The organism is Variovorax sp. Soil_C_19 (assembly GCF_057657255.1).
The window spans coordinates 80,337-96,258 of record NZ_JBDGIV010000004.1 but is presented as its reverse complement, the minus strand read 5'-3'; the positions used below and the strand labels follow the sequence as shown (position 1 = coordinate 96,258).

General features: G+C 68.3%; 16 protein-coding genes. 6 read left to right on the top strand and 10 right to left on the bottom strand.

Features of this window, described 5'->3' with window-relative positions:
- Positions 1–10: 10 nt before the first annotated feature.
- Positions 11–952 carry a phosphate/phosphite/phosphonate ABC transporter substrate-binding protein gene (locus AC3A6R_RS10205; protein ID WP_487861508.1) on the bottom strand — a complete coding sequence of 314 codons (942 nt, stop codon included), beginning with the start codon at positions 950–952 and terminating at the stop codon, positions 11–13.
- A gap of 186 nt (positions 953–1,138) precedes the next feature.
- On the opposite strand from AC3A6R_RS10205, the gene AC3A6R_RS10200 reads away from it, so the two are divergent.
- Positions 1,139–2,023 carry an HAD-IIA family hydrolase gene (locus AC3A6R_RS10200; RefSeq protein WP_487861509.1) on the top strand — a complete coding sequence of 295 codons (885 nt, stop codon included), beginning with the start codon at positions 1,139–1,141 and terminating at the stop codon, positions 2,021–2,023.
- Here the strand turns inward: AC3A6R_RS10200 and AC3A6R_RS10195 are convergent.
- Together AC3A6R_RS10195 and prpR are read right to left on the bottom strand one after the other, a co-directional pair.
- The gene (locus tag AC3A6R_RS10195; protein WP_487861510.1) at positions 1,960–2,892 is read right to left on the bottom strand and encodes a MurR/RpiR family transcriptional regulator; all 933 of its coding nucleotides are present in this window, start codon (positions 2,890–2,892) and stop codon (positions 1,960–1,962) included. The genes AC3A6R_RS10200 and AC3A6R_RS10195 overlap by 64 nt on opposite strands.
- A gap of 40 nt (positions 2,893–2,932) precedes the next feature.
- Positions 2,933–4,873 (bottom strand): propionate catabolism operon regulatory protein PrpR, encoded by a 1,941-nt coding sequence (prpR, locus tag AC3A6R_RS10190; protein ID WP_487864390.1) that lies wholly within the window; start codon positions 4,871–4,873, stop codon positions 2,933–2,935.
- A gap of 164 nt (positions 4,874–5,037) precedes the next feature.
- On the opposite strand from prpR, the gene AC3A6R_RS10185 reads away from it, so the two are divergent.
- The 5 genes from AC3A6R_RS10185 to AC3A6R_RS10165 all read left to right on the top strand — a co-directional run bounded on the left by AC3A6R_RS10185 (position 5,038) and on the right by AC3A6R_RS10165 (position 10,128).
- The gene (locus AC3A6R_RS10185) at positions 5,038–6,234 is read left to right on the top strand and encodes a CaiB/BaiF CoA transferase family protein (protein ID WP_487861512.1); all 1,197 of its coding nucleotides are present in this window, start codon (positions 5,038–5,040) and stop codon (positions 6,232–6,234) included.
- An 18-nt stretch (positions 6,235–6,252) separates the two neighbouring features.
- Positions 6,253–7,164 (top strand): hydroxymethylglutaryl-CoA lyase, encoded by a 912-nt coding sequence (locus AC3A6R_RS10180; RefSeq protein ID WP_487861513.1) that lies wholly within the window; start codon positions 6,253–6,255, stop codon positions 7,162–7,164.
- 28 nt (positions 7,165–7,192) lie between these two features.
- Positions 7,193–8,179, top strand: coding sequence for a tripartite tricarboxylate transporter substrate binding protein (locus AC3A6R_RS10175; protein ID WP_487861514.1), 987 nt, complete (start codon positions 7,193–7,195; stop codon positions 8,177–8,179).
- Between the two features lie 8 nt (positions 8,180–8,187).
- Positions 8,188–9,054, top strand: coding sequence for an isocitrate lyase/PEP mutase family protein (locus tag AC3A6R_RS10170; RefSeq protein ID WP_487861515.1), 867 nt, complete (start codon positions 8,188–8,190; stop codon positions 9,052–9,054).
- A 63-nt stretch (positions 9,055–9,117) separates the two neighbouring features.
- Entirely contained in the window at positions 9,118–10,128 is a 1,011-nt protein-coding gene (locus AC3A6R_RS10165) for a Bug family tripartite tricarboxylate transporter substrate binding protein (protein WP_487861516.1), read from the top strand.
- A gap of 63 nt (positions 10,129–10,191) precedes the next feature.
- Here the strand turns inward: AC3A6R_RS10165 and AC3A6R_RS10160 are convergent, their stop codons facing one another.
- The 7 genes from AC3A6R_RS10160 to urtB form a co-directional block, all read right to left on the bottom strand.
- Complete coding sequence (locus AC3A6R_RS10160) at positions 10,192–10,542, bottom strand: alpha/beta hydrolase (protein ID WP_487861517.1); 351 nt, start codon at positions 10,540–10,542, stop codon at positions 10,192–10,194.
- Positions 10,543–10,679: 137 nt separating this feature from the next.
- Positions 10,680–11,024, bottom strand: coding sequence for a zinc ribbon domain-containing protein (locus AC3A6R_RS10155; RefSeq protein WP_487861518.1), 345 nt, complete (start codon positions 11,022–11,024; stop codon positions 10,680–10,682).
- A 13-nt stretch (positions 11,025–11,037) separates the two neighbouring features.
- Positions 11,038–12,270: a formamidase gene (gene fmdA, locus AC3A6R_RS10150; protein ID WP_487861519.1), complete on the bottom strand. Its 1,233-nt coding sequence runs from the start codon at positions 12,268–12,270 to the stop codon at positions 11,038–11,040.
- A gap of 26 nt (positions 12,271–12,296) precedes the next feature.
- The gene (gene urtE / locus AC3A6R_RS10145; RefSeq protein ID WP_487861657.1) at positions 12,297–12,986 is read right to left on the bottom strand and encodes an urea ABC transporter ATP-binding subunit UrtE; all 690 of its coding nucleotides are present in this window, start codon (positions 12,984–12,986) and stop codon (positions 12,297–12,299) included.
- 15 nt (positions 12,987–13,001) lie between these two features.
- A complete protein-coding gene (gene urtD / locus AC3A6R_RS10140; protein WP_487861520.1) occupies positions 13,002–13,745 on the bottom strand; it encodes an urea ABC transporter ATP-binding protein UrtD in 744 nt (247 codons plus the stop codon).
- Between the two features lie 18 nt (positions 13,746–13,763).
- Positions 13,764–14,954, bottom strand: coding sequence for an urea ABC transporter permease subunit UrtC (gene urtC / locus AC3A6R_RS10135; protein WP_487861521.1), 1,191 nt, complete (start codon positions 14,952–14,954; stop codon positions 13,764–13,766).
- Between the two features lie 28 nt (positions 14,955–14,982).
- The gene (gene urtB / locus AC3A6R_RS10130; RefSeq protein ID WP_487861522.1) at positions 14,983–15,897 is read right to left on the bottom strand and encodes an urea ABC transporter permease subunit UrtB; all 915 of its coding nucleotides are present in this window, start codon (positions 15,895–15,897) and stop codon (positions 14,983–14,985) included.
- Positions 15,898–15,922: the final 25 nt, after the last annotated feature.

Below are 15,922 nucleotides of genomic sequence, written 5' to 3'. Positions count from 1 at the left end.
GCGTGCGGGCTCAGCGCTGCGCGGCCTTGGCCAGGATGCGGCCCTTGAGCTCGTCGGTCAGCAGGCCGAGCTTCTCGGCTGCCACGTTGAACTCGTCTTCCGAGAACTTGGTGTCGTAGCCATCGATCTTGCTGCCGCCATAGCCGCGGATCATGTCGGGGGTGATGCCGGGCGCCTTGTTCACCGTCTGGAAGGCCTCTTTCAGCTTCGCCTTCAGCGGCTCGGGCAGCTTCGAGTTGAGCGCCAGCGGCGGGTACGGAATGGGCATGCTGCGGGCGATGACCTTCACCGTCTTCGGATCGACCACGCCCTGCTTCACGGCCTTCTCGTACGAGTCGAACGAGAGCGAGGCCACGTCGACCTGGTCCTGCACCAGCGCGGCCAGGCTGCTGGCATGGCTGCCGGTCATGCGGATGGCCCCGAGGTCCTTCGCCGGGTCCATGCCCGCGTCCAGCAGCATCGCGACCTGGAACGTGAAGCTCGAGGCCGAGTTGACGTCGCCGAAGGCCACGCGCTTGCCCTTCAGGTCCTGGACCGAGGCGATCGGCGCGGCGGCCTTGGCGAACATGCCTGCGTAGTACACCGAGGCGCCCTTCTCCACGCCCACGGCCAGCAGCTGTGCGCAGCCGCGCTTGTGGGCCTGCACGTACGACACGGGGCCGAAGAAGGCGATGTCGGCAAGCTGGTTGCACATGCCCTCGACCACCGCGCCGTACGACTGCCCGACCTTCAGGTCGAAGTTCAGGCCGGTGGTGCGCGTGATGGCGTTGAACACCGGCGCATAGTCGGCCTTGGTGCCCGACTCCGTGCCGCCATCGGCGGGGATCAGCAGCACGCGAAGCGGACGCTCGCGCGAGCCGTCGGCCACCGTTTGTGCGTGCGACGGGAGCGACAAGAGCGCTGCGGACAGCGAGAGTGCGGCGGCAGCGGCGAAGGCCAGGCGCTTTTTCATGATTGGTTTCCTCGGGTTCGGATCTGTGGGCAAAAGCGGGCTTTCCCGCTTGGATGCCGTTGAGCTTAAAAACCGAAGATGACAGGCAAATGAAAATAGCTCATTTTAAATTGGCATATTGACTGAGCAATGTTCAATACAATCCGGCGCCATGGCCGCGCCACCCGGCGGCATCACCGGAGATCCATGAGCATCCAACCCCCGACGACAGCGCATCGCAGCAGCGAAAACGACAACGACCACGGCAGCAACGCCCCGCCGGACGGCTGGCTCGCGCAGGCCCGCCACCTGCTGGTCGACCTCGACGGCACGCTGGTGCGGCAGAACGAAGCGATCGCGGGCGCGGCCGAGCTGCTCGCACATTTCCACGACCGCTACGCCATCGTCTCGAACAATTCCACCCACACGGCCCAGGGCCTTGCCGAGCGGCTGCGCCGGCTGGGGCTGCGCGTGCCGGCCGCGCGCATCGTGCTGGCCGGCGAACTTGCGGTGCGGCAGATGGTGCAGCAGCACCCCGGCGCGCGCGTGCTGCTGGTCGCGAGCCCGGCGCTCCAGCGCTTCGCACAGGCCGAGGGCTGCACGCTGGTGCGCACCGACGCCGACTTCGTACTGCTCGCGCTCGACATGCACTTCAGCCATGCAAGGCTCGCCACCGTCGCCAACGAACTGCTGCGCGGCGCGAGGCTGGTCGCGACCAATGCCGATGCCACGCACCCCGGTCCGCAGGGGCGCGTGGTGCCCGAGACCGGCGCGCTGCTCGCGGCCGTGGTCGCGGCCAGCGGCGTGCAGCCCTGGCGCGTGATCGGCAAGCCCGCGCCGCTGCTGTTCGAGGAAGGCCTGCGCCGCCTCGGTGCGGAGCCGCAGCGCACCGTGGTCGTCGGTGACAACCCGCTGACCGATGCCGCGGGCGCCGAACGGCTCGGCATGCGCTGCCTGCTGGTGGGCCATGCGCCCGGGGCGGTGGCGGCCAATGTGGCGGGTTTGCTGGCGTCCGAAGCCGGCGCGCCTCAGTACCGCTTGAGCGAGAGCACGTCGAAGGTCTGGCGCAGCGTGCGCACCGAGGTGTCGTAGTCCGAGAGCGCAAGGCAGGCGATCAGCACGTCGATGATCGCCAGCTGCGCAAGCCGGCTGGTCATGGCCTCGGTGCGAAAGCTGGTCTCGCGCGCCATGGTGAAGAGCAGTACGTCGGCAAAGGCCTGGATCGGCGACTTGCCGAAGTTGGTTATGCACACGGTGCCGGCGCCCGCCTCCTTCGCGAGCCGCGTGGCCGTGACCGTCTCGTGCGTGCTGCCCGAATGCGAGATGGTCAGCACCGCCACCTTGGGTCCGGTGAGCGAGGCGCTGATGGCCTGCACGTGCGAATCGACCACCACCTTCGCGTTGAGCCCGATGCGCAGCATGCGGTAGTGCGCATCCTCCGCGATGGTGGCCGAACTGCCGATGCCGTAGATCTCGATGCGCTCAGCCTCGCGCATCAGCCTGACGGCGCGCTCCATCGCCCGGGCGTCGAGCGTGGCCTCCGTGTCGTGCAGCGTCTGCACGTTGCTCTGGAAGATCTTGCGGATCACCGCATCGGCCTTGTCCTGCGGGTCGAGGTCTTCGTGGATGAACTGCACCGGCCGCACGATCTCCTGCGCGAGCGCGATCTTGATCTGCTGGAAGCCCGTGGCGCCGAGGTTCTTGCACAGGCCCACGATGCTGCCTTCGCTCGAGCCGGTGCGCTCGGCCACCTCGCTCACCGACATGTGGACGACCTCGCGGGGGTTCTTCACGATGAAGTCGGCGATGCGCTGGCCCACCGGGCCGAGCGAGGACCACAGCGTCTCGATGCGCGCGAGCACCGCCGAGACGGGCACATCGGACACCGCGGGCGGCGGCGGCGCGGGCGCCTTGGTGCCGGAGGATCGGGGCGTGCTGTGGCTGCTGCTGTTGCGCTTCATGGGGCGCGAGCTTAACTGGGCCTCGTGGCGCGGGTGCGTCCTACGCGCTGCCTTCGCGCAGCCAGCGCCACAGCGTGGAGCGGCTCACGCCGAGTTCGCGTGCGGCATTGCGCCGATGGCCGCCGTGCGCGGCCATCACCTCGGCAAGCCGTGCCCGTGGCGAGACGTCCGCGGCCCCGGCTGCTGCCGCGGGCAGCGGGTCGGCCGCGAAGATCTCGGGGCATTCTTGCGGCAGCTCGTCCCAGCGCACCACCTCGAGGCGCTCGAACTGCGAGAGGAAGACCGCGAGGCGCTCGCAGAGGTTCTCCAGCTCGCGCACGTTGCCGGGCCAGGGGTGGGCTTCGAGCCGCGCCCGCAGCGGCGCGAGCGCGCGCCGCGCATCGAAGGCCACGCCTAGGCGCCGCAGGCAGCCGCCGAGCAGCGCTTCGGCCAGCAGCGACACGTCTTCGGGGCGTTCGCGCAGCGCCGGCAGCGCGAGCCGCAGCGTGTTTATGCGGTAGTACAGGTCTTGCCGGAAGCTGCGGTCGCGGATCATCTGGTCCAGCGGCTGGTGGGTGGCGGCGATCACGCGCACGTCGACCGGAATCGGCGCGGTGGCGCCCAGGCGCGTGATCTCGCGCTCCTGCAGCACGCGCAGCAGCCGCGTCTGCAGGTGCAGCGGCATATCGCCGATCTCGTCGAGGAACAGCGTGCCCGTGTGCGCGGTCTCGAACAGCCCGCGCTTGCCGCCGCGGCGCGAGCCCGTGAAGGCGCCCTCCTCGTAGCCGAACAGCTCGCTCTCGAGCAACGCCTCGGGAAAGGCCGCGCAGTTGATCGCGACGAACGGCCGCCCCGCCCGCGCGCTGCCGTTGTGGATCGCCTGCGCGAACAGCTCCTTGCCGGCGCCGCTCTCGCCCGCGATCAGCACCGTGAGGTCGTTGCCCGCGAAGCGCTGCGCGGTCCGCACCGCGCGCAGGAACGCAGGGCTCTGCCCGATCAGGCTGTCGAAGCGGTGGCGCGCCGCGCTCTGGCGCCGGCCGTGCTGCATGCGCAGGCTGGTGTCGGCCTGCTGGATCGCGCGCGCGTCGTACAGCGTGAGCGCCGCACCGACGATCTCGCCATGTTCGCGGATCGGCGTGCGGTTGACGACCCAGTCGCGCTGCGCGAAGCGCTGCACCAGCGCGCGCTCCTCGAGGCCGGTTTCGAGCGTGGCCTGCAACGAGAGCTCGGGCTGCGCAGCGTCGAGCGAGCGGCCCAGGAGCCGCGCCGAACCGCGCCCGAGCAGCTGCTGCATCGGCGGGTTGGCCGCGATGATGCGGTTGTCGCGATCCACCGCGAGCACGGCTTCCTGCAGGTTGTGCAGCACGCCGTTCAGCTGCTCGTAGCGCCCGGCCTCGAGCCGCGCCACGCGCGCGAGCTCGAGCGCATCCTCAAAGCCGTTGCGGATGCTCGCGAGCGAATAGGCCAGCAGGCCGTGCAGCCCGGCCTGCTCGGCAAGCTCGACCACGAGGCTCGAACCCACGATCACGTCGAAGCCGGCGCGCCGCAACATCTCGAAGCGCTGGCGCGCATCGTCGGGGGTCTGGTAGGCGTACTGGCTGACCTCGATGTTCAGCAGGTCCTTCACCTCGTCGAGTTCGGGGATGGTCTGGCCGTACATCACCACGCCGACGCGGCTCGAGATGCGCCGCGCCTTGATGAGCGCCTGCATCAGGTCGAAGCCGCCGAGCTGAATCGTCGCGACCGGCGCCTCGAGCCCCGCGCGCAGGATGCTCGCATTCGAGCCGGCGCTCACGAAGGCATCGACGAGCCCGCGCTCGATGCGGTCGCGCGCGGTGGCGAGCGCATCGCCGAAGGTGCCGTCGACCACCTCGATGTCGGCCCGGCCGACGAACTCCGCCACCACGGGCAGCGCGAACTCGCGGATCTGCCGGTAGCTCATGAAGCACAGCCGCGGAAGGCCGCGGCGGGCGGTGGAAACGGAGGTCGTTGCATGTTCCATGGTCAGTCGCATTGCAACACACGACCGTCTCTTTCGTGTCTCGCGAAACTCAGGGAAATTACCCAATTCGCGAGCGCTTTTCGTTTTGAATCAATGACTTACGCACCCCCCGACCGTGCTGGCACGTTGCGTGCGACATCTGCTGCTTTCAGGAGACACACGACTTGGCACTCGAACACATCACCGTGCTCGACCTGACGCACATGCTCTCGGGTCCGTACGGCACCATGCTGCTGGCCGACCTGGGTGCGCGCACCATCAAGGTTGAGCCGCCGGGCAGCGGCGAAGGCACGCGCCGGCTGCTGGAGCACGACCCCGACTACGCGCGCGGCGGCATGGGCGCCTACTACCTCACGCTCAACCGCAACAAGCAGAGCGTCTGCATCGACCTCAAGAGCGCCGACGGCAAGGCGGTGTTCCTCGACCTGGTGCGCACCGCCGATGTGGTGTTCGACAACTTCAGCGTCGGCGTCACCGAACGGCTCGGCATCGACCATGCCGCGCTCGCGCGCATCAATCCGCGCATCGTGACCTGCTCGGTCACCGGTTTCGGCCAGACCGGCCCCGAGACGCAGCGCCCCGCGTTCGACCAGGTGGTGCAGGCGATGGGCGGCGGCATGTCGATCACCGGCACGCCCGAAAGCGGACCGACGCGCAGCGGCATCCCGATCGGCGACCTTGGCGGCGGCATGTTCGGCGCCATGGGCGTGCTCGCGGCGCTCGCCGAGCGCGAGCGCACCGGGCGCGGCCAGCATGTCGACATCTCGATGCTCGACGCGCAGATCTCGCTGCTCAACTACATGGCGACCATGCACCTGATGTCGGGCCACGTCCCGGCAGGCATCGGCAACGGCCACTTCGTGCATGTGCCCTACAACAGCTACCCGACCGCCGACGGCCACATCATCGTCGCGTGCATCGGCGATGCGTTCTTCGAGCGCTTCGTCGAGTTCATCGACCTGCCCGCGCTGCGCGACCCGGCCTACCGCCAGCAGCCAGTGCGCTTCGCGGCCAAGGCCGAGATCGACGCGCTGATCGCCGGCGAACTGAAGAAGCAGCCCACCGCCCACTGGCTCGAGCGCCTGCAGGCGGCGCGCATTCCGTGCGGGCCGGTCAACAACTTTGCGCAGGCGCTCGGCGATGCGCAGGTGGTGGCGCGCGACATGGTGGTCGAGGTCCTTCTGGCCAACGGCGAGCGCGTGCGCATGCCGGGCAACCCGATCAAGCTCTCGGCGGCCGCGCCGATGGCCTACGGCAGTCCGCCGCGGCTCGGCGAGCACACGCAGCAGGTGCTCGGCGCGCTGGCGGGCTACCCGGCCGAGAAGCTCGAAGCGCTGCGCCGCGCCGGCACGATCGCCTGACGGCACCGGAGACACACGATGGAACAGATCCACATCACCGACGTCGCGCCGCGCGACGGGCTGCAGAACCAGCCGGTGCACCTGGCCGCGGCCGACAAGCTCGAACTGGTGCGCCGGCTTGCCGCGGCCGGCGTGCAGAGCGTCGAGGCCACGAGCTTCGTCTCGCCCAAGGCCGTGCCGCAGATGGCCGACGCGGGCACGCTACTGCCGATGCTGCGCGACGCGCTGCCGACACTGCGCACCTCCGTGCTGGTGCCCAACCTCAAGGGCCTCGAGCGTGCGCATGCGGCCGGCGCGACCGAGATCGCGGTCGTGCTCTCGGCCACCGAGACGATGAACCGCAAGAACATCAACATGGGCCTGGGCCAGGCGACCGAGATCAGCGAGCAGACGCTCGCCGCCGCGCAGGCGCTCGGCCTGCGCACGCGCGCCTACGTGGCGGTGGCCTTCGATTGCCCGTTCGAGGGCGAGACGCCGCTCGCCGAACTGCTGCGCCTGGCTGCGCGCATGCACGCGGCCGGTGCCGGCGAGATCGTGATCGCCGACACCATCGGCTCGGCCTCGCCGGGCATGGTGAAGGCGCGCTTCGCCGCGCTGGCCGACACGCTGCCGATCGACCGCCTCGCGGTGCACCTGCACGACACGCGCGGCATGGCCGTGGCCAATGCCTGGGCCGCGCTCGAGGCCGGCGTGCGACGCTTCGATGCGAGCGTGGGCGGCATCGGCGGCTGCCCGTTCGCGCCCGGCGCGGCTGGCAACGTGGCGACCGAGGACCTGGTGCTGATGGCCGAACGCAGCGGCTTCGCCACCGGCATTGCGCCCGACGGCCTGCTCGATGCGATCGATTTCGCCGAGGCCCGTTTGCAGCGCCCGCTCGGTGGCCGTTCGATCGCCTGGCTGCGCCGGCAGCGCGACAAGGCGAATGCCTGAAGAAGACACCACGGAGACACACGACGACATGACAAGCCAACGATCCAAGTCCTTCTGCACCACCCGGCGCGCCGCGCTGACCGCGCTCGCCGCCATGGCCGCGGCCCCCGGCGCCTGGGCCCAGGCGCCCGCGTTTCCCACCAAGGCCGTCACGCTCGTGGTGCCCTACTCGGCCGGCGGCGGCACCGACATCGTCGGCCGGGTCATGGCGCAGCGCCTCTCGGCGCTCTGGGGCCAGTCGGTGATGGTCGACAACCGCACCGGCGCCAACGGCGTGATCGGCTCGGCCACCGTCGCACGGGCGCCCGCCGACGGCCACACGCTGCTGCTGGTGGTCGGCTCGCATGCCGTGAACCCGGTGCTGATGAAGAACCTGCCCTACGACACCGATCGCGCGTTCACGCCGATCACCAACATCGCGAGTTCGCCCTCGGTGCTTGTGGTGCGTGCCAACGGGCCCTACAAGACGCTGCGCGACGTGCTCGACGCCGCACGCAAAGAGCCGCTCGGCGTGGGCTACTCCGAAGGCCAGACCCGGCTCACCGGCGAGCTGATCCGCCAGGCCGGCAAGCTGCAGACCACGGGCGTGCCGTACAAGGGCGGCGCGCCGATCATGGTCGACATCATCGGCGGCCACCTGCCAATGGGCGTGACGAGCGTGCTCACCGCCTTGCCGCACGTGCGCTCGGGCGCGCTGCGCGTGGTGGCGGTGGCCGACAACAAGCGCATGGCGCTCTTTCCCGACGCGATGACCTTCAAGGAAGCCGGCCTCGAGGGCGTCGAATCGCTGAGCTGGTACGGCCTCTTCGGTCCGGCCGGGCTGCCCGATCCGGTCGTGGCGCAGATCAACCGCGACCTGAAGAAGGTCGCGGCCGATCCGGCCGTGATGAAGCAGATGGAAGACCAGGGCGCGCACATGACGCTGACGCCGCCCGCCGAGTTCCGCAGCTTCCTTGCCGCCGAGACGCGCAAATGGACCGCGGTCGCGCAGCGCGGCGGCATCACGGCGGAGTGACCGGCAGCATGGCCAACCCCCTCCTCCGAGAGAAGCTCGATCGCGGCGAGTTCGTCGTCGCCCCGGGGCTGCAGGACATGATCGCCGCGACCATGGCGACCAAGGTCGGCTTCGACGTGGTCTACGGCTCGGGCTTCTGGCTCACGGCCTCGCACCTCGGGCTGCCCGACGCCGGCATCGCCACCTACACGCAGATGCTCGACCGCATGGCCACGCTGGTGCGCAGCAGCGGCGGCGCGGCGGTCATCGCCGACGCCGACACCGGCTACGGCGGCCTGCTCAACGTGCACCACACGGTGCGCGGCTACGAAGCCGCCGGCGTCACCGCAATCCAGCTCGAGGACCAGGTGTTTCCAAAGAAGTGCGGTCACACGCCCAACAAGCGCTGCGTGCCGGTGCAGGAGATGGTCGACAAGATCCGCGTGGCGGTCGAAGCGCGTGAGGACAAGAAGAACTTCCTCATCGTCGCGCGCACCGACGCGCGGGCCGAACTCGGCGTGGACGAAGCGCTGCGCCGGCTCGAGGCCTATGCGCGCGCGGGCGCCGACATCCTGTTCTTCGAGGCGCCGCAGTCGGAAGACGAGATGCGCCGCGCCTGCGAGGCCTTCGACACGCCGATGCTCGCCAACATGGCCGATGGCGGCAAGACGCCCGTGCTGCCCGCCGAAACGCTGCGCCAGATCGGGTTCGCGCTCGCGATCTACCCTTCGATGACCAGCCTGGCGGCCGCCGCCGCGATGGCGCGCGCGCTGCAGCACCTGAAGGCCCACGGCACGAGCCAGGCGCCGGACACCGCGCTGTTCGACTTCGACGAGTTCTGCCGCCGCATCGGCTTCGAGGACGTGTGGGAATTCGACAGGCGGTGGGCGCGCTGAGCCGGCCGATCGCGCGAAGACAAAGAAGCAAGCGGACAGACCAACAAACAAGGAGACAGACAGATGACCATCCCGCAGAACCACACGGGCTCCACCCGCCGCCGATCGCTGGCACGGCTTTGCGCCGTTGCGCTCACCGCCGCGGTCGCGGCCACGGGCGCCGCCGCGCAACAGGACTATCCGAGCAAGCCGATCCGGCTCGTCGTGCCCTTCACGCCCGGCGGCGTGACCGACACCGGTGCGCGCGTGGTGGCCGAGAAGCTCGGTGCGCGCCTGGGCCAGACCGTGGTGGTCGACAACCGCCCCGGCGCGTCGGGCAACATCGGCACCCAGATGGTCGCCGAGGCCGCGCCCGACGGCTACACGCTGCTGCTCGGCTTCGACGGCACGCTGGTCATCAATCCGCATGTGTTCTCGAAGATCCCCTTCGACACCGTGCGCGACTTCGCGCCGGTCAGCAAGATCGGCGACGCCGTGCTGATCATCGTCGTGCACCCGTCGGTGCCGCCCAAGACCTTCGGCGAGCTCGTGGCCTATTCGAAGACCCATCCGGGCGGCGTCTCGTACGGCAGCGCCGGCACCGGCAGCACGCCGCACCTCGCGGGCGAACTGTTGAAGCTGCGCACCGGCGCGAACTTCGTGCACGTGCCCTACAAGGGCGGCGGCCAGTCGCTGACCGACGTGGTGGGCGGCACGCTGCCGATGCTCTACACGGCTGTGGCCGGCGCCTACCCGTTCGTGCAGCGCGGGCAGGTCCGCGCGATCGCGGTGTCGAGCAAGGAACGCCTCGCCTCCCTGCCCGATGTGCCCACGGTGGCCGAGTCGGGCGTGCCGGGCTTCGAATCGAGTTCGTGGATCGGCGTGCTCGCGCCGAAGAAGACGCCCCAGGCCATCGTCGACCGGCTGCAGCGCGAACTTCATGCGGTGGTCCATTCGCCCGAGGTGAAGGAGCGGCTCGCGTCGCTCGGCATCACCGCCTCGGGCAACACGCCCGCTGTGTTCACGCAAGAGATCCAGGCCGACCTCAAGAAGTACGCCGAGATCGTGAAGAACGCCCAGGTCAAGGTCGACTGAACGACAAACGCCCTCCGGCCGGAGGGCTGGAGGGCGTTGTTCGCGGGCGACCGCGCGAGTGGCTTACAGGCCGGCCTGGCGCGTCAACGACACGCTGGGCTTCTTGTACGCTTGCGGCACTTCGTCGCGGAAGAACGCGCGGCGGTCGAGGCTCGCGAGCGGGTCGTGCGCTTTGGCGACGGCTTCGGCCTGGACCACCGAACGGTCGGCGGTCGAGTTGAAGCGCTGCGCACCGGCGCTGGCGGCTTCACCGTATTCGTTGCCGGCACGCGCCGCGGCCACGGCCTGCGATGCGACTTCGGCACGCGACAGGGTGGAGTTCACGGTGTGCACGCCGTCATAGGTTTCTGCATGTGCACCGGCAGCAGCCAGGAGCGAGAGGGCAGCAGCGGCGAGGACTTTCGAGGCATTCATTCAATCTCCTTCAATGGGTTGGTCGATGGAATGAAGTTTGAACCTGAAGGCCTCCAAAAAACCTCGGCGAAAAGAATCGCGGCGTTCACGGGATCGAAACAATCGCGCGCTGCGGCCGCTGCTGCTTCAGCAGCAGCTCAGTGCGAAATCATCCAGGGCCGCTTGGCCGGCGCCGACTTGGCGCCGTTCGGTGCGACCACCGTCGCGCTGCGCCGGGAGGCCCCGGAACAGCAGCCGCAGCCCGCCGGGTGCTTGAAGCGCGCGTAGTCGCGCGAGCTGCCCGGCTCGTGCCGCGCGCGCTCGTTGGTGGCCATTGCATGGCGCGCGTCGGCCCCCATCAGCGCCAGCCGCGGCGCGGCGGAGAGCACGCGCGGCGAGGCGTCGCCGCAGGCGGGACAGCAGGCCGGGTCGTCGCGCAGCGCCGAGGGGCGCAGCGCCTCGAAGCCACCGCACTGCGCGCAGGCGTAGTCGTAGGTCGGCATGGTCGCGTCGTCCTCAGCGCAGGTCGTGCGAGAGCGGCATCTGGATGCTGCCGTCGATCGCCTTCATTGGCCCGGCGGCGCTCGGGTTGATGTCGAAGTCGAAGATGCCCGTGGGCAGCCAGAGCGTGGCGCACGAGTTGGGCACGTCGACCACGCCGCTGATGTGGCCCTGCACCGGCGCGGTGCCGAGGATCGAGTAGGCCTGTGCGCCCGAGTAGCCGAACTTCTTCAGGTACTCGATGGCGTTGAGGCAGGCCTGCCGGTAGGCCACGTTCACGTCGAGGTAGTGCTGCTTGCCGCTCTCGTCGACCGAGATGCCCTCGAAGATCAGGTAGTCGTTGTACTGCGGCGTGATCGGGCTCGGCTTGAAGATCGGGTTCTTGATGCCGTACTTCGCCATGCCGCCCTTGATGAGCGTGACCTTCATGTGCACCCAGCCCGCCATCTCGATCGCGCCGCAGAAAGTTATCTCGCCGTCGCCCTGGCTGAAGTGAAGGTCGCCCACGCTGAGGCCTGCACCGTCAACGTAGACGGGAAAGAACACCTTCGCGCCCCGCGAGAGGTCCTTGATGTCGCAGTTGCCGCCATGCTCGCGCGGCGGCACGGTGCGCGCGCCTTCGGCCGCGGCCTTGGCGCGCGCTTCACCGGTCATCTTCCCCATGTGCGCGGTGCCCGCGAACGGCGGGTTCGCAAGGCCGGGCACGCGGTCCGGATCGGTGGCGATGAGCGCGTTCTCGCGCTCGTTCCACATGTCGAGCATGGGCTTGTCGGGCAGGCAGCCGATGAGGCCGGGGTGGATCAGGCCCGCGAAGTTCACGCCCGGGATGTGGCGCGAACTCGTGAACATGCCCTTGAAATCCCAGATCGATTTCTGCGCTTCGGGAAAGTGATCGGTCAGGAAGCCGCCGCCGTTCTTCTTCGAGAAGAAGCCGTTGAAGCCCCAGAGGCTGTCGGGCTTGGCGCCGATGTCGAGCAGGTCGACCACCAGCAGGTCGCCGGGCTCGGCGCCCTTCACGCCCACCGGGCCCGAGAGGTAGTGCACCGTGCTCAGGTCGATGTCGCGCACGTCGTCGGCGCTGTCGTTGTTCTTGATGAAGCCGCCGGTCCAGTCGAAGGTCTCCAGGATGAAGTCATCGCCCGGATTCACCCAGCATGCCATCGGGATGTCGGGATGCCAGCGGTTGTGGATCATCTCGTTTTCGGTGGGCGGCTTGGTCAGGTCGACCTTGATCAGCGTGTCCGTCATGTGCAGTGGCTCCTGGTTGGTGGTGGTTAAACGGAGAGATAGGCCTTGATGCGGTCGACGTCGGTCTTGTCGCGCGCGGTCTCGTGCACGAGGCGGCCGCCCTCGATGACGAACAGGCGGTCGGCCACGTCCATGGCAAAGCTCAGCACCTGCTCGGAGACGACGATCGTGATGCCGCGCAGCTTGCGGATCTCGTTGAGCGCCTTCGCGATGTCCTTGATGATCGAAGGCTGGATGCCTTCGGTGGGCTCGTCGAGCAGCAGCACCTTGGGATCGGTGACCAGCGCGCGCGCAATGGCAAGCTGCTGCTGCTGGCCGCCGGAAAGGTTGCCACCCTTGCGGCGCTTCATGTCCCACAGCACGGGGAACAGCGCGTAGATTTCATCGGGGATGCGCCGGGTCTTCGAGTTCTCCAGACCGGTCTGGATGTTCTCTTCGACCGTCAGCGTCGGGAAGATCATCCGCCCCTGCGGCACGTAGGCGATGCCCTTGGCCACGCGCCTGAAGCTCTCGTCGCGCGACACGTCCTGCCCCGCCACTTCGATGCGCCCGCTCTTCAGCGGCAGGATGCCCATGAGGCTCTTGAACAACGTGGTCTTGCCCATTCCGTTGCGGCCCATGATGGCGATGGTTTCGTTCGCATGGCCTTCGAACGAGAGGCCGTGCAGCGCCTCGCTCTGCCCGTAGGCGACGTGCAGGTCTTCGACCTTCAGCATGATGGTGCTCATGGTTCAGTGCCCCAGGTAGACGTCGATGACTTTCGGGTCGGCCTGCACCTTCTCCATCGGCCCTTCGGCGAGGATCTTTCCCTGGTGCATGACGGTGACCTTGTGCGCGATCTGCTTCACGAAGGCCATGTCGTGCTCGATGACGATCACGGCGCGGTTCTGGCAGATGCGCTTGAGCAGGTCGGCCGTGAGCTCGCGCTCCCGCGCGCTCATGCCGGCGATCGGCTCGTCGAGCATCAGCAGTTCGGGCTCCTGCATCAGCAGCATGCCGATCTCGAGCCACTGCTTCTGACCATGGCTCAAGAGGCCCGCCTCGGTGCGCAGCTTGTCGGCCAGACCGATGTCTTCGGCCACCGCCTGCACCTTCGACTTCACCTCGTCGTCGCACTTGAAAGCCAGTGCGCCGAACACCGAGCGGCCTTTCGGAAACGACACCTCCAGGTTCTGGAACACGCTGAGGTTCTCGTAGATCGAAGGCGTCTGGAACTTGCGCCCGATGCCCAGCCGCACTCGCTTGTGCTCCGCCATCCTGGTGAGCTCGGTGTTCTTGAACTTGATGCTGCCCGCGCTCGCGCGCGTCTTGCCACAGATCAGGTCGAGCAGCGTCGTCTTGCCGGCGCCGTTCGGGCCGATGATCACGCGCAGCTCGTTGCGATCTATGTAGAGCGTCAGGTCGTCGATGGCCTTGAAGCCGTCGAAGGACACGCTCAGGTCTTCCACCGCGAGGGCGAAGTCGGTATTGCTCATGGTGCGGTGCTCCGGGGTTCAGGCGCGCTGGCTGCCGACGCCGTCGGGCAGCTGCGGGTCGGGCGTGGCGGTCGGCGTGGTGGCGGCAGGCACGGCGGCAGGCGGCTTCACCGCAGCATCGCGCAGCGCCTGGCGGCGCTCCTTCCACCACGGCCGGATCTTCTCGTCCCACAGCCCCGCAAGCCCCATCGGGAACGCCATGGTCACGCCGATGAAGAGCCCCGCCATCAGGAAGAGCCAAAGGTCCGGGAAACTTTCGGAGAACAGCGTCTTGCCGGCATTCACCAGCAGCGCGCCGTATACCGCGCCCACCAGGCTCATGCGGCCGCCCACGGCGCAGAAGATCACCATCTCGATCGAGGGCACGATGCCCACGAAACTCGGCGACATGAAGCCTACCTGCAGCGCGAACAGCGCGCCGCCGATGCCCGACAACCCCGCCGCCAGGCAGAAGGTGAAGACCTTGAAGTTCGACACGTCGTAGCCCGAGAAACGCACGCGGTCTTCCTTGTCGCGCATCGCGAGCAGCAGCGTGCCAAGCTTGCTGGTCTGGATCCAGCGGCACAGCACGATGCTCGCCACCAGCAGCCCGACGCAGACGTAGTAGAGGATGTATTTCGCGCTGTCGGTGCGCGTGTCCCACCCCAGCAGCGTCTTCAGGTCCGTCATGCCGTTCACGCCGCCGGTGTAGCCCTGCTGGCCGATGATGAGCACGGTGAGGATCAGCGCCACCGCCTGCGTGATGATCGCGAAGTACACGCCGCCCACGCGCCGCTTGAACATCGCGAAGCTCACGAGCCAGGCCAGCGCCATCGGCGCCAGCACCACCAGCGCCAGGCTCAGCGGCAGACTCTTGAATGGCAGCCACAGCAAAGGCAGCTCGGTGATCTGGTTCCAGTCCATGAAGTCGGGAATGCCCGGCGTCGACTGGATCTTGGTCGTGACGGGGTCGGAGGCTTCGAGCTTGAGGAACATCGCCATCGCATAGCCGCCGATGCCGAAGAACACGCCCTGCCCCAGGCTCAGCACGCCGCCGTAGCCCCACACCATCACCAGGCCAACCGCGACGAAGGCGTAGGTCAGGTACTTGCCCACGAGGTTGAGCCGGAAGATGTCGAGCGTGAGCGGCAGCACCACCGCGAGCAGCAGCACCAGCAGCAGGAGGCTGCCGAGCTGGTAGCGCCGGACCGAGGCCTTGAGGATATTCATCGAGAGGTTCTCCGGGAAGAAGCGGGGATCAGCGACGGACCTTGACGGCGAAGAGCCCTTGCGGCCGCATCATCAGGATGAGCACGATCAGCGACAGCGTCAGCACCTTGGCCATCGAGCCGGTCATGAAGAACTCCGAGATCGACTGCGTCTGCGCAATGCCGAAGGCCGAGACGACCGTGCCCAGCAAGCTGGCGGCACCGCCGAAGGTGACGACCAGGAAGGCATCGACGATGTAGAGCGACCCCGAGGTCGGCCCGGTCGAGCCGATGGTGGTGAAGGCCGCGCCGGCCACGCCGGCCACGCCGCAGCCGATCGCGAAGGTCAGGCGGTCGGTCCGGCGGGTGTCGATGCCGGTGGCGTTGGCCATCGTGCGGTTGGCCACCGTCGCGCGCACGCGCAGGCCCCAGCGGCTCCGGTGCAGCGCGAGCAGCACGCCGCCCGTGACCAGCCCGGTGAGCGCCAGCACGAACAGGCCGTTGATCGGAATGTCGAGCCCCTCGTGCGGCGTCCACGAACCCATCAGCCAGTCGGGCAGCGTCGGGCTCACCTCCTTCGGCCCGATGAAGGTGCGGAAGATCTGCTGCAGCCCCAGGCTCACGCCCCAGGTGGCCAGCAGCGTGTCGAGCGGCCGCTTGTACAGGTGCCGGATCAGCGCCCACTCCACCAGCCATCCGGCGATGAAGGCGAACACGAAGGCCAGCCCGATCGCGATCGGGAAGTAGTACGGCATGAAGGCCGGCGAGAGCCGCTCGGTCAGCTGCGCGGCCAAAAAGACCGAATAGGCGCCGATGGTCATGAACTCGCCATGCGCCATGTTGATGACGCCCATCTGGCCGAAGATGATCGCGAGCCCGAGACCCATGAGCAGCAGCACCGCGAAGAGGCTCAGCCCCGCGAAGCCCTGCATCAGGCCGATGTTCCACATGTCCGACAGCGTCATGGCACGGTGTTCCGGTGTTGAGGTA